Origin of the sequence: Odoribacter splanchnicus DSM 20712 (assembly GCF_000190535.1) — a bacterium.
GTDB classification, from domain to species: domain Bacteria; phylum Bacteroidota; class Bacteroidia; order Bacteroidales; family Marinifilaceae; genus Odoribacter; species Odoribacter splanchnicus.
In genome coordinates, this window is the sequence record NC_015160.1 from 549,133 (window position 1) to 563,274 (window position 14,142).

Sequence of the window (14,142 nt, forward strand, 5' to 3'; positions counted from 1 at the left end):
GGTCGTTTTTTGCGAAGTAAAATCAGCACAGAGGTGAAAAAAAATAGCATACTGTTTTTTCTATTTATATGGATCGGTCTTCCCGTGTGGGCGCAGTATAAAACATTGAAGGATATTTCTTATGTACCTGTTTCCGATACGGATGCTTACCGGAAAGAACGTTGTAAACTGGATTTGTATTATCCGGAGCAGCAGAAAGGTTTTGCCACGATCGTCTGGTTTCACGGGGGTGGATTGGAAGGTGGGGGAAAGGAAATTCCGCCTGTTTTTCAGGGACGGAAAATAGCTGTGGCGGGCGTGAATTACCGGTTAAGTCCCCGGGCTACCCATCCGGCTTATATCGACGATGCGGCAGCTGCTGTGGCTTGGGTGATGAAACATATCGGGGAATATGGGGGAGATCCCACCCGGGTATACGTGGCCGGGCATTCTGCCGGAGGATACCTCACCCTGATGGTGGGGTTGGATAAAGCCTATCTGGCACGGTACGGGGAAGATGCCGATCGTTTGGCCGGACTTTTCCCGGTAAGTGGTCAGACGAATACTCATTTTACGATTCGGAAGGAACGGAATATCCCGTTCGATATTCCTGTTGTCGATTGCTATGCACCGCTTAATCGGGCACGTAAGGGGATACCTCCTTTGGTGATGATAACCGGAGACCGGCAGTTGGAAATGACAGCCCGTTACGAAGAAAATTTGCACCTTGAAGTTATACTGAAAGCTTTGGGGAACGACAAAGTCACCCTTTATGAATTGCAGGGATTCGATCATGGATCGGTATATACTCCTGCCTGTCATTTGATTTTGAATCAGATCAAACCCTGAAAGCTTGTAATAGCTTGCAAATCTGAGTGATCAGCCGTTGCAGGTGGGTAGCGGCAAATTCGGGATGCATGGATTTTTCCAGAGTCACCGGACCCGGGGCGATGGAAAATATGCCACTGAATCCTGCGGTATACAAGGAAGGGGTATCTGCAATATGGCCGGCTACCAGAAGGACCGGAATGTTTTGTTTACGGGCTTCCCGAAGTATGCCGTAAGCCACTTTTCCCATAGTCGTTTGTGCATCGGCACTTCCTTCTCCGGTGATGATGAGATCGGCATTTTGGATTCGCTTACCGAACTGAAGATGGGTTAGGATCAAGTCAATCCCGGACATTAACCGGGCATTCGTAAAAGCCAGAAAAGCTCCTCCGACTCCTCCGGCTGCTCCGGAGCCGGGAATCCGGCCGATGTCTTTTCCGGTAGTTTGGGCGATAACGGCAGCTATAGCTTGCATGCCTGCTTCCAGATGCTCTGTCATTTCGGGGGTTGCTCCTTTCTGTCCGGCGAATATCCGGGTAGCCCCACGGGGACCGTAAAAAGGATTATCGACATCGCAGGCGATGGTGAAACTGGCTTCGGACAGAGCCGGATGAACCGCCGTGGTGTCGATAGCAGCGACTCGCGATAATATTTGTCCTCCGCTTCCTAAAAGCTTATTGTCGTGATCGAAAAAGCGGAATCCTAAAGCTTGTAACATGCCTAAACCGGCATCGTTCGTGGCACTTCCGCCTATTCCGATAATAAAGTGCCGGCATCCTTTGTTCAGGGCTTCTGCAATGATTTCTCCCAGACCATAGGAGGTCGTGAGCATGGGATTCCGCCGGGAGGGAGGTAACAGTGGCAGGCCGCTGATCCTTGCCATTTCCACCAATGCCGTGCGGCCGTCTTCCGAGATACCGAATTGCGTAGTTATTTTTTGCATAAGTGGGTTATGGGCGACAAGCGGAACGGTATGGCCGTGGAAAGCATCCGTCAGGATTTCCAGTATGCCTTCACCCCCGTCGGCTACCGGAAAATGCAGTACTTCACACTGCGGAAAGATTGTTTTGATACCTTGTTCTGCTGCCTCGTCGGCTTCACGGGAACTTAAACTTCCCTTGAAAGAATCTATTGCTACAACGATTTTATTCATGTTTGTGACGGATTAAATTCCCATATGTCCGGCAAATATAAGAAAAGTATTATTTGGGCCGTTATATACATATTAGGACTTATAAAAGTAGGTTTATTTCGTTAGTAATCCGTCTTCGGTGATCGTGTTTGGGGACCCGGTCGCTTCTGTCGGTCGTCTACCTTTTTCTATCACTGACCGGCGGACCGTTCCGGGCGAACCGGTCTGACGGCACAAAACCCGGAATCGGAATAGAATGAAAAAAAATTGAACCTACATTTTAGGATACACAGGAAGCTACCGATCATTTATCTGTTGATTTTCTTTCGGAAACATTTTTAACTTCTTGTATTTTCCCTTATATTTGTCACTTGTGGAAATGAACAGATATTTGATCGCTGCATTGTATGTTATGGCCGGTTGTGCCGTAACGATTCCTTTAAAGGCTCAGGGTTGTGGAGAGTCTTTGAGAGGGGAAAGGTGTAGATTGATCATAACCAATACGGTAAAGGTCGTATCTGTTTATTTGGAAGAAGAAGAAGAGGAACAGGTTTTTTGTTCCGGTTTGCCTCCGGATTATTTTCAAATCCCCGTCGTCGAGGCGCTTGCCGATGATTTTACTTTCGATAAAACGGTCCGTGTCAATATCGGATCCTTATGTCGTATTGCCCATAAGATCAGGGCTCCTGAGGTTTAATCTGCAAATTATAATTAAGATTTACGAGGGTAGTCTATCTCGGATAGACGGTAGGAAATTTAATTTTCTGAAAGATTGACGAAGTGTCGTCGATTAAAATTTTACTGTTAATAATTTACAATTTATAATTAAATGGGTTTTAATGATATTTTAAAAAGCCTGTTCGGAAATAAATCCGACCGGGATATGAAAGAACTGATGCCGATTGTGGCCAAGGTGAATGCAGAGTGGGAGAAGCTGAAAAGTATCAGTGCCGATGAATTACGTGCAGTTGCTGAAGATATGAAAAAGGAAGTACGTGAATATATCGGAGAAGAAGAGAATGAGATTGCAGCACTCAAACGGAAAGTGGAAGAGGAAAGGCCTGCGATCGAAGAACGGGAGGAAATTTACGATCGTATAGATAAGCTGGAAGAACAGATCGACAAAAAGGTAGAAGAAGTTTTGACCGGATTGATGCCTAAAGCCTTTGCTGTGATGAAGGAAACCGCCCGTCGTTTTAAAGAGAATACTGAAATTGAAGTGACGGCGACCCAATTCGACCGGGATTTGGCAGTTACCCACGATTTTGTCGAGATAGAAGGTGACAAAGCCATTTATTTCAATTCCTGGCTTGCCGGAGGAAATGAAGTGACCTGGGATATGGTGCATTATGACGTGCAGCTGATCGGTGGTGCTGTTTTGCATCAGGGAAAAATTGCAGAGATGGCTACCGGTGAAGGAAAGACCTTGGTGGCTACTCTTCCGGTGTTTCTGAATGCTTTGAGCGGACGTGGTGTACATATGGTGACGGTAAACGATTACCTGGCTAAACGTGACTCGGAGTGGATGGGACCGCTTTATATGTTCCATGGGCTTTCTGTCGATTGTATCGATAAGCATCAACCCAATTCTCCCCAGCGTCGGCAGGCTTATATGGCCGATATTACTTTCGGTACGAACAACGAATTCGGTTTCGATTATCTGCGTGATAATATGGCTATCAATCCGGAGGATTTGGTACAGCGTAAGCACAATTTTGCAATTGTCGACGAGGTCGATTCCGTATTGATCGACGATGCCCGTACGCCGTTGATTATTTCCGGCCCCGTACCCAAAGGAGACGATCAGATGTTCGATGAATACAAGCCCCGGGTGGAGCGCCTCGTGAAAATGCAACAGGAATTTGTGATGCAGACTTTTAAGGAAGCGAAAGAGCTGTTGGCCAGCGATGATTCTAAAAAGAGAAAAGAAGGGGGGATATTGTTACTGAGGGCACATAAAGGATTGCCCAAATACAAACCTTTGATCAAGTTTTTGAGTGAAGAAGGCAATAAAGCGATCCTGATCAAGACGGAAAACGAATACATGCAGGAAAATAACCGGAGAATGCCGGAGATTACCGATCCTTTGTATTTTGTGATCGATGAAAAACTGAATTCGATCGACCTGACCGATAAGGGACATGATACCATTACTGCTGCAGGTGAAGATCCGAAATTCTTTATCCTCCCGGATATCGGCTCGGAGATTGCAGAGATCGAACGGGACACGAAGGATGATAAAGAAAAATTGGCGAAGAAGGATGAACTGATCCAGAATTATGCGATGAAATCCGAACGGGTACATACTGTCAATCAGTTGTTGAAAGCCTATACCTTGTTCGAGAAGGATGTAGAATATGTAGTACTCGATAATAAAGTGAAGATCGTGGATGAGCAGACCGGGCGTATCATGGAAGGACGCCGCTATTCGGACGGTTTGCATCAGGCTATCGAAGCGAAAGAAAATGTAAAAGTCGAAGCTGCCACTCAGACTTTTGCAACGATTACTTTACAGAACTACTTCCGTATGTATCACAAGTTAGCCGGTATGACAGGTACGGCAGAGACGGAAGCCGGTGAGTTCTGGGATATTTATAAACTGGATGTGGTGGTCATTCCGACCAACCGTCCGGTGATCCGTATCGATGCCAATGATTTTGTGTTTAAAACGAAACGCGAGAAATACAATGCGGTTATCGATGAAATTGTCCGTTTGGTAGATTTAGGCCGGCCGGTTTTGGTGGGAACGACTTCTGTCGAGGTGTCCGAATTGCTGAGCCGTATGTTGAAACTGCGTGGTATCAAACACAATGTATTGAATGCGAAATTACATCAACGGGAAGCCGAGATCGTTGCCGAAGCCGGTAAATCGAAGACGGTGACTATCGCTACCAATATGGCAGGACGTGGTACGGACATCAAATTGAGCCCTGAGGTACGTGAGGCCGGAGGTTTGGCTATTATCGGTACCGAACGGCATGATTCCCGTCGTGTCGACCGTCAGTTACGTGGACGTGCCGGACGTCAGGGAGACCCGGGGTCTTCCCAGTTCTTCGTATCGCTCGAGGACGACCTGATGCGTTTGTTCAGCTCGGAACGTATAATCCGGGTGATGGACCGTTTGGGACATCAGGAAGGGGATGTGATTCAGCATTCTATGATTACCAAGTCTATCGAACGTGCACAGAAGAAGGTGGAAGAAAATAACTTCGGTATTCGTAAGCGTTTGCTGGAATATGACGATGTGATGAATTCCCAGCGTACAGTGATTTACAAACAACGTCGTCAGGCTTTGTTAGGAGAACGTATCGGTGTGGCTGTAGCAAATAATACTTACGATGTTTGTGAGGCAATCGTTATGGAATACCAGCCGGTGAACGATCCGGAAGGTTTCCGGATGGAAGTATTGAGGGTATTGTCCGTCGATTATGAAGTGGATCCGGAGGAATTCCAGAAAGCCCGTCCCAATGAATTGGCCGAATCGTTGTATCGATATGTACGGGAGGCTTATCAGCGTAAAGTCGAACATATCGCTCAGCAAGCTTATCCGGTGATCAAGAATGTATTCGAAACACGGGGAGATGTCTTTAAGAATATTGTCGTTCCTTTTACCGACGGTCAACGGATGTACAGCGTGGTGACCAACCTGGAGAAGGCCTATCGTACGAATGGTGAAGATTTGATGCGTTCTTTCGAGAAATCGGTCATTCTGGCTCATATCGATGAGGCCTGGAAAGAACATCTCCGCGAAATGGACGATCTGAAACAATCGGTTCAGAATGCTGCTTATGAACAGAAAGATCCTTTGTTGATTTATAAATTCGAGTCTTATAATTTGTTTAAGACTATGGTGGAAAAGATCAATAAAGGGATGGTGTCTACACTGATGAAAGGGCAGATTCCGATGCAAGAACCCGAGCATGTGCGTGAAGCTGAGGAAAAACGGACCGATTTGAGTAAACTGCGGGAAAGTCGTTCGGAGGCTCAGGCTGCTGCCGCCAACCGTGAACAGGTGCGGCACGAACCGGTGAAAGTAGGACCGAAAGTGGGGAGGAATGATCCTTGTCCATGTGGTAGCGGACTGAAGTATAAGAACTGCCACGGGAAAAATGAATAAACTGATTTTTGATTTAGGATTTACGATTTCAGATTTCAATGGTAAGTCTGAATCGTAAATCAAAAATCATAAATCGAAAATCATAATGTATGTTGTCTTTATTTATTAATTGGGATATTAGTCCCGAGATCTTCAATTTGGGGGGTATTTCCATTCGTTATTACGGGTTGCTGTTCGCTGTGGCCTTTATTTTAGGTTATAAGGTTGAAGAGAAAATGTTCAAGTCCGAAGGATTGCCTATGGCCTGGTTGGATAAATTGTGGTTGTATGTAGCGATCGCGACGATAGTCGGTGCCCGTTTGGGACATTGTATCTTTTACGACTGGGCTTATTATAGCCAGCATCCGCTGGAGATGATCCTGCCTGTACGGTTTTCGCCCGAATTTAAGTTTACCGGTTATCAGGGATTGGCCAGTCATGGCGCTGCAATAGGTATTATAGCCGGATTGTGGTATTATTCACGGAAAGTCAGCAAAAAATCTATATTCTGGATTTTAGACCGGGCTGTGATTCCGATTGCTTTAGCCGGCTTTTTTATCCGGACAGGAAATTTGATGAACTCTGAAATTGTGGGATTACCGACCAATATGCCTTGGGGATTCCGCTTCATGAATAGTGATTTACCGAATCCGGAATTGCCGCGCCATCCGGCTCAATTGTATGAAGCAATTTGTTACCTGTTTAGTTTTTTTGTTTTGATGTATCTTTATTGGCGAACGAACGTTAAGAAGAAAATGGGATTTATCTTCGGCGCTTTTTTGATCCTGATCTTCTCTGCCCGCTTTATTATCGAGTTCGTCAAGGAAGTACAGGAACCCTGGGAAGCTGGAATGGCCTTGAATATGGGACAGATTTTGAGTATTCCTTTTATTCTGGCGGGGATTTTTATGCTTTGGTATAGTAAGAAGTTGCCGGATGAAGGGGAGAAGAAAGGAAAAAAAGGGAAAGGCTAAAGGCTGTAAGCTATAAACTAGAGGTAAAAAGAATAGAGGTTAGAGGTGGAAGAGAGAGGGGACGGGAAATATGAAATTTTAGTTGAGAGGTTATGTACGAAGAGAAGTTTATGAGAGAAGCTATTCGTTTGGCTGTAGAGAATGTGAAACAGGGGACCGGGGGGCCGTTCGGCGCTGTTGTTGTCAAGGAGGGAAAAATTATCGCAGCTTGTGCCAATACGGTTACTCCGGATTGTGACCCGACAGCACATGCCGAAGTGAATGCGATTCGCGAGGCTTGTCGTAAGTTAGATACTTTTCAACTCGGGGGATGTGAGATATATGCCAGTTGTGAGCCTTGTCCTATGTGCCTTGGTGCTATTTATTGGGCAAGACCTTCCCGGGTATATTATGCCTCTACAAAAGAAGATGCAGCACTTGCCGGATTCGATGATTCCCTGATCTATAAAGAGATTGCCCTCCCCGAGGCCGATCGGAGTATTCCCTTTTTGAATGAGAAAGAGGATACGGCTGGAGAAGAATTCAGCTTGTGGAAAGAAAACAAAGACAAGACTGTTTATTAAGTTCGTTTCTTCAAAATAGAATGCAAAATGTCGGAAAAATCAACCTTTTAGGGGGATTTTTCCGACATTTTGATTTTTCCAATAATTCCTGTCCTCTTTTCTAAGACTTTTTCTATTTTTTATTCTTTTATTTAATCTATTTGAAAATCTTCGATAGCCCATTCGCTCCCCGGACTTTCCATTAATAATCCTGTCAATTTCCGTTTTTTTACAGATGAGGTAAATTTTTTTCAAAAAAAATGAAATTTCTGTCATACCAAATCCTGCTTCATGCATTTTATCATTGAATGAACCGAAAAAACGTTCGATTAAATTAGTTGAAAGTTCATAAAGTTTAAAAAGCTATTGGATCCTGCGGGCACTTAGTTAATTGACAATTGTCGCGTGACAATTGACCACATATTTTCCAATCTGTGGTTTCTTCTTTATTTGTTTGATAATCAATGATTTTTTTCTTCATCCTATTTCTCATTTTTCTTTTCTTAATATTTTCTAATGGAAGCGAAGCTTCCAGGTAATTGTCAATTGTCATTGGTCAGCTGGCAATTATTCTTTTTGCGGATTCCCGCAAAAAGAATCGAACGTTTTTTAAGATGCAAAAAGATAAATTTGACCGACAGGTTACTCTTTTGAGAAAATATTATTCCGGGACATTGGAGAAAAGGGAAAAGCAGGAATTTCGGGAAATGTTGAACGATCGGAATTTGGAAAATGTGTTTCGGCAGTTGAGTCAGGGAGATATTTTGGCTGAAAAGCTGGAGGAATATAAACAATACGATGCCCGGAAAGCTTTCGGCAAATTCAGCAGGCAACAAAAATCGCTTCGTCATAAAAAGAGGATTATCCGGATTCTTACTGCAGCAGCAGTGGTGGTTTTACTTTTAGGAATGAGTTGGTTACTGAATCTTGGATTACCGGAGGTAGAAGTTGTTCCACCGGCACAGCAGGAGACGATTCGCCCCGGGAGTTACAAAGCTATATTACGACTGACAAATGGCGAGACGGTGAATCTCGAGCGGGATTCCATGCAGGTACTGGAAAAAAATGGGACTCAGATTAGTTATGCAGAGGGAAAGATTACTTACCGATCTACGCCTCAAATACAGGAATTGGCTTATAATGAATTGATTGTGCCCACAGCCGGAGAGTGTTACATCACGTTGGAAGATCATACGAAAGTATGGATAAATGCAGAATCGAAAATAAAGTATCCGGTGCAGTTCACTGCTGGGGAACGTAAAGTGTATTTGGAAGGAGAAGCCTATTTCGACGTGGCCGAAGACGGACGTCCTTTTCAGGTAATTACTTCTCAGGGAGAGGTGACCGTATTGGGGACGGCTTTCGGAATAAGTTCATACATGGATAAAGCAGAATATACCACCTTAGTGAGAGGCTGTGTACGTTATACTTCCCATACAAAGAAAAGCGTAATCTTATCGCCAGGTGAACAGGCTATCCTGGAAAGGTCCGGTGAATTAATCAGTCGTAAAGTCGAAGTTGAAGAATATGTAGGCTGGAAAGACGGGGTTTTTGTTTTCAGGGATAAGCCCCTGGAGGAAATTATGGAAACACTGTCCCGTTGGTACGGATCTGAAGTGGTTTTCCGGAATGAGGAAATGAAACAGCTGAAATATACCGGTAGTCTCGAACGGTATGATTCGATCAATACTTTCCTGCAAGTGTTGGAAAGACTCCAGGATATTCATTATGAAATAGATAATAATAAAATCCTGTTATCTCGAAAGTCTTCTTAATTACTTAACTAAATTACAATGGTATGAAAAAAAATCGTCTGATCCGATTTCCGGGCCTTTTAAAGAGGTTTAGGAAAAATTTGATGTTTATCAAATGTTGTATTGTTTTCATTTTTGTTTTTAGCCTGAATTTATCGGCTCATGTTTTTTCTCAAAGCAAGCTGGTGACTTTAGACTTGAAAGAGGTTTCTGTGGAGAAATTTGTCGATGCCGTGAAACAACAAACCGGTATGAAAATGATGTATAATTCCGGTGTGGTGCGGGAAGCTGGTCAGGTTTCCGTTCAGGTTAAAGACAAAGAATTGAGCGAAGTGTTGGATATGGTATTGAAAAAAGTGAATTTGGAGTATGAGCTGTACAATGATATCATTCTGATTCGTGCAAAAGGAGAAGTACCGGCCGGGCCGAAAGTACTGAAAGGGGTGGTGAAAGATAAAAGCGGGGCGGTCTTACCGGGAGTGACCGTCGTAATTAAAGGGACGACCTTAGGCGTATCGACCGACATCGATGGAAAATATTCGATCACCATTCCGGAGGATGGGAAAGAAACGGTATTGATGTTTACATTTGTCGGCATGAAGCCACAGGAGGTCAGATATGCCGGGCAAGAAACGTTGAATGTGATATTGACCGAGGAAGTGGCGGAAATGGAAGAGGTGGTGGTCAATGGTTATTTTACCCGGAAGAAGGAGAGCTTTACCGGTGTATCCAAGACCTTCTCCGGAGATGAACTGAAGACTATTTCTACGGGAAATATCCTGAATACCTTGTCTGTGCTCGATCCTTCTTTTACTAAAGTGGTGAATAATGAAATGGGTAGTGACCCGAATACGATTCCTGATTTTGAAATCCGGGGGTCCAGTAGTTTGAAGGCCGAGTATGAAAACAATCCGAATATGCCGACTTTTATTATGGATGGTTTCGAAGTAACCGCTCAGAAGGTGTTCGACCTCGACCCCAACCGGGTACGTTATATCACTATTCTGAAAGATGCATCGGCTACAGCGATTTACGGCTCACGTGCTGCCAATGGTGTTGTGGTGATCGAGACAGTACTTCCCAAAGCCGGAAAATTGCAGTTGTCTTATAACGGTAGTGCCAACTTCGAAATAGCCGATCTTTCGGATTATAATCTGATGAATGCAGAAGAAAAACTGGAATACGAAGTGCGTTCCGGATTGTATGAAAAATCTTCCAAACCCGGATGGACGGATGATAAGTTGGATGCATATAACCGGATTCTGAAATTGGTGAAGGAAGGAAATGATGTGGATTGGTTGTCCATTCCGGTACGGGAATTGGGGGTCGGCCATAAACATACCGTAATGGCAGAAGGTGGAAACGAATCGTTCCGTTATGCTTTCGATCTTTTCTATTCGAATAAAGTCGGAGTGATGAAAGGCTCGAAACGGGATAATTACGGTGGAGGGATCCGGCTTCAATATAACCTGAAAAACCTGAAATTCTCCAATTATGCTTCCTTCGATCATTTGAAGTCGGTCAATTCCCCTTACGGAAGTTTTAGTTCTTACCTCTATTATAATCCCTATTATAATCCTTATGATGAAAACGGGAATGTGAAAAAGGTCCTCTATTCTTATGAATATTATGACCGGGGAATTACCTCGAAGACCATGTATAATGAATTGTACAATGCGGTATTGCCTTCTAAAAATCAGCAGACTTCTAATAATTTTCTGAATAATTTCTCGATAGAATACGATATTATTCAGGGATTGAAATTGAAGGCCAATCTTTCGTTAAGCGTGGATAATGGAAAGACCGATGTTTATAAATCCTATGAAAATACCGAATTTTTGGACAAAGAGAAAAAAGGGAGTTATGCCCAGTCGACTTCCAATGATTTCAGTTATGATATTAACGTCATCTTATCATATTTTAAGAGCCTGAAAAAACATTTTATCAACCTGGGGTTTGTGTATAACCTTCAGGAAAAACAGTATGACAATACCAGTATCTACGTTGTCGGTTTTCCCAATGCGAACATGGATCATGTGTCGATCGGTTCGGGGTATCAGGAAGGGGCGAAACCCGGAGGTAGTTTCGATGTGACCCGCCTGGTCGGTTTTGTGGGTAACCTGGGATATACGTATGACAATCGTTTCTTGTTGGATGCTTCTGTTCGAAGCGACGGTTCGTCTATTTACGGTTCGAACAACCGCTGGGGTACTTTCTGGTCGGTCGGTGTCGGATATAATATCCATAACGAAAAATTCATGAAAGACTGGGGCGTGATCAACCTGTTGAAGATCAGGGGATCTATCGGGACAACCGGTGGGCAAAACTTTAGTCCTTACCAGGCCATGGCCATGTATTCCTATAACGATAGCCGGATCAATACCATTTCTTACAGCGGCTATCTGGGAGCCATTATGAAGGCTTTCGGAAATAAAAACCTGAAATGGCAGAAGGTAGAAAAACAAAACGTAGGGTTGGATTTCGAAATCTTCCATAGTCGTCTGACCGGATCTTTCAATGTATACCGGGATTTATCGAAAGATGTGCTGATCGACGTATCTATTGCTCCGTCTTTGGGTTTTTCTTCTTATAAAGAAAATTTGGGAGAAGTAGAAAACAGTGGGGTCGAACTATCCTTAAAAGGTACGGTACTCCGGGATGTCAAACGGGAATTGAACTGGGATATTTTCTTCAATCTGGCACACAATAAAAATAAAGTGAAGAAAATCAACAAAGCTTTGACAGCCTTTAATGCCGACCAGGATTCCAAAGTGGAAAACAAACCGATGATCCGTTACAAAGAAGGGTTGTCGCAGAATACCATCTGGGTGAATGAATCTTTGGGAATCGATCCGGCTACCGGTGATGAAATATTCCTGGATATGAACGGGAATAAAGTGAATAAATGGGATAGTAAAAATTACAAACCCTGGGGATCTTCCGATCCTAAAATTTATGGAACGGTCGGAACGATGTTTATGTATAAAGGCTGGGAGTTGAATGCGCATTTATATTATAAATACGGTGGTTATATTTACAATCAGACCTTAGTCGACAAAGTGGAGAATGTAAATCCCAACGAGAACGGAGACCGGCGAATTCTGTACGACCGTTGGAATGAACCGGGAGACGTGGCAAAATTCAAAAAGGTAAGCGATGTTTCGGTCACTAATCCGACTTCCCGCTTTGTGGAAAAAGAAAATTATATTCAGCTTCAGGCTTTATCTGTGAGTTATGATTTCCGGAGTGCGAAATTGAAAGAGTGGGGGATTCAGCGCTTGAAAATCTCCGCTATCGGAAACGATGTTTTCACTTCTTCCACGGTGCGGATGGAAAGAGGTACTTCCTATCCTTTTGCAAGGACTTTTTCACTGGCTGCTCAAATCACTTTTTAATCGGACAATACTATGAAAAAATTAATAAATAAAACGATCATTCTTTCGCTCTTTGTGGCATTGACCGGCTGTAACGACTGGCTGGACGTTTCTCCGAAAGCGGATATGAAAGCAGAGGATCTGTTCGGTACTGAAGCCGGATTCAGAGATGCTTTGGTAGGTGTTTATGCATTGATGTGCGGTACGAATAGTTACGGCAGAGATCTGACGTACGGCTACCTGGATGTATTGGCTCAATATTACAACAGTCCGTTGAAAACAACTTCTTCCGGTTATGAGCATAATTTCAAAAATGCAGCAGAATATAAGTATACCGAGAAAACAGAGGAAAGTCGCATTAGCTCTATTTGGAGTAATCATTTTTCTGCTGTAGCCAATATCAATCAGGCCATGTTGTTCATCGACGAAAATAAAGGGGTTTTTACTTCACCCGAGGTACATGATGTGTATAAAGGAGAATTTCTGGCTTTGCGGGCTTTTCTGCATTTCGATATACTCCGTTTATTCGCTCCTTCGGCTGCGATGAATAATAATAAAGGATTGGACGCATTGGCTATTCCTTATATAGATGTTTTTACGAATATCGCCCAGTCCCAGTTGACGGTGAAAGAGGTTTTGAAAAAAATAGAAACGGATTTGTTGGCTGCAAAACAGTTGATGAAAGGGAAAGAAGAATTTAAATTTTCCGATACTTCCGATCCGTTGTATAACCGGAAACAAAGAATGAATTATTATGCGGTGACAGCACTTTTAGCCCGGGTATATCTTTGGGGAAACGATAAAGAGGCGGCTTTGAAAGAAGCAAAGGAAATTATCGGTGAAGCCGGCGGAGAAAGTCCTGCTTCTTATGAATTGGCCAATAGTGCTGCTACTACTTCCGATCCGATGTTCAATAAAGAGTTGATTTTCACATTGGATGTGCAGAAATTGAAAGACAATAGCGATATTTATTTTACCGAGAGTTTTTCTTCTACTTCTAATATATTGACGATGTCTTCAAAAGGAAAAACGAATATTTTCAATGGTTCCGGACTGGATAATGAGTTCAGAAATTATTGGATTACCCCGTATTCCGATGGTAGTTCGTTCGTATTGAAGAAATATACCGGAGTAAACTATATTCCGATGTTTAAAATTTCCGAATTGTATCTGATAGCTGCCGAATGTGCTCAAGGGAAGGCTGCCTATGATTATCTCAATAAATTGAGAAATCACCGGGGATTAAGCAGTATTGCGCCGACCGATGATTTAGCCGGTTATATCTTTCAGGAATATCGCCGGGAATTTATAGGTGAGGGACAAATGTTCTTCTATTATAAACGGAAAGCAATGGAAACTATCGGGGCTGAAAATAATATCGCTCATCAAGATGTGAATGCGGTGTATAATTTGCCTATTCCGACAGTAGAAATCGATTTTGGGAATATTAAAAATTAAGCGTT

Annotated in this window: 10 protein-coding genes; 8 read left to right on the forward strand and 2 right to left on the reverse strand. The window is 43.3% G+C overall.

The window, feature by feature from the left end:
* Positions 1–33 precede the first annotated feature (33 nt).
* Positions 34–828: an alpha/beta hydrolase gene (locus tag ODOSP_RS02295; protein ID WP_013610798.1), complete on the forward strand. Its 795-nt coding sequence runs from the start codon at positions 34–36 to the stop codon at positions 826–828.
* Here the strand turns inward: ODOSP_RS02295 and ODOSP_RS02300 are convergent.
* Positions 818–1,960, reverse strand: a complete 1,143-nt coding sequence (locus tag ODOSP_RS02300) for a glycerate kinase family protein (RefSeq protein WP_013610799.1) — start codon at positions 1,958–1,960, stop codon at positions 818–820. The two genes, ODOSP_RS02295 and ODOSP_RS02300, sit on opposite strands and share 11 nt — an antisense overlap.
* A gap of 352 nt (positions 1,961–2,312) precedes the next feature.
* Here ODOSP_RS02300 and ODOSP_RS02305 point away from each other — a divergent pair, with 352 nt between their 5' ends.
* From ODOSP_RS02305 to ODOSP_RS02320, 4 genes are all read left to right on the forward strand, one after another.
* A complete protein-coding gene (locus tag ODOSP_RS02305) occupies positions 2,313–2,636 on the forward strand; it encodes a hypothetical protein (protein WP_147347761.1) in 324 nt (107 codons plus the stop codon).
* Between the two features lie 132 nt (positions 2,637–2,768).
* Positions 2,769–6,056, forward strand: coding sequence for a preprotein translocase subunit SecA (secA, locus tag ODOSP_RS02310; RefSeq protein WP_013610801.1), 3,288 nt, complete (start codon positions 2,769–2,771; stop codon positions 6,054–6,056).
* An 89-nt stretch (positions 6,057–6,145) separates the two neighbouring features.
* The gene (lgt, locus tag ODOSP_RS02315) at positions 6,146–7,009 is read left to right on the forward strand and encodes a prolipoprotein diacylglyceryl transferase (protein WP_013610802.1); all 864 of its coding nucleotides are present in this window, start codon (positions 6,146–6,148) and stop codon (positions 7,007–7,009) included.
* 92 nt (positions 7,010–7,101) lie between these two features.
* Positions 7,102–7,572 carry a nucleoside deaminase gene (locus ODOSP_RS02320; RefSeq protein ID WP_013610803.1) on the forward strand — a complete coding sequence of 157 codons (471 nt, stop codon included), beginning with the start codon at positions 7,102–7,104 and terminating at the stop codon, positions 7,570–7,572.
* Between the two features lie 39 nt (positions 7,573–7,611).
* Here the strand turns inward: ODOSP_RS02320 and ODOSP_RS02325 are convergent, their stop codons facing one another.
* Positions 7,612–7,848: a hypothetical protein gene (locus ODOSP_RS02325; RefSeq protein WP_041556300.1), complete on the reverse strand. Its 237-nt coding sequence runs from the start codon at positions 7,846–7,848 to the stop codon at positions 7,612–7,614.
* A gap of 317 nt (positions 7,849–8,165) precedes the next feature.
* Between ODOSP_RS02325 and ODOSP_RS02335 the strand changes: the two genes are divergently transcribed.
* The 3 genes from ODOSP_RS02335 (at position 8,166) to ODOSP_RS02345 (ending at position 14,137) form a co-directional block, all read left to right on the forward strand.
* The gene (locus ODOSP_RS02335) at positions 8,166–9,326 is read left to right on the forward strand and encodes a FecR family protein (protein ID WP_013610805.1); all 1,161 of its coding nucleotides are present in this window, start codon (positions 8,166–8,168) and stop codon (positions 9,324–9,326) included.
* Between the two features lie 83 nt (positions 9,327–9,409).
* Complete coding sequence (locus tag ODOSP_RS02340; RefSeq protein WP_118107352.1) at positions 9,410–12,700, forward strand: SusC/RagA family TonB-linked outer membrane protein; 3,291 nt, start codon at positions 9,410–9,412, stop codon at positions 12,698–12,700.
* Positions 12,701–12,712: 12 nt separating this feature from the next.
* Positions 12,713–14,137, forward strand: coding sequence for a RagB/SusD family nutrient uptake outer membrane protein (locus ODOSP_RS02345; protein ID WP_013610807.1), 1,425 nt, complete (start codon positions 12,713–12,715; stop codon positions 14,135–14,137).
* Positions 14,138–14,142: the final 5 nt, after the last annotated feature.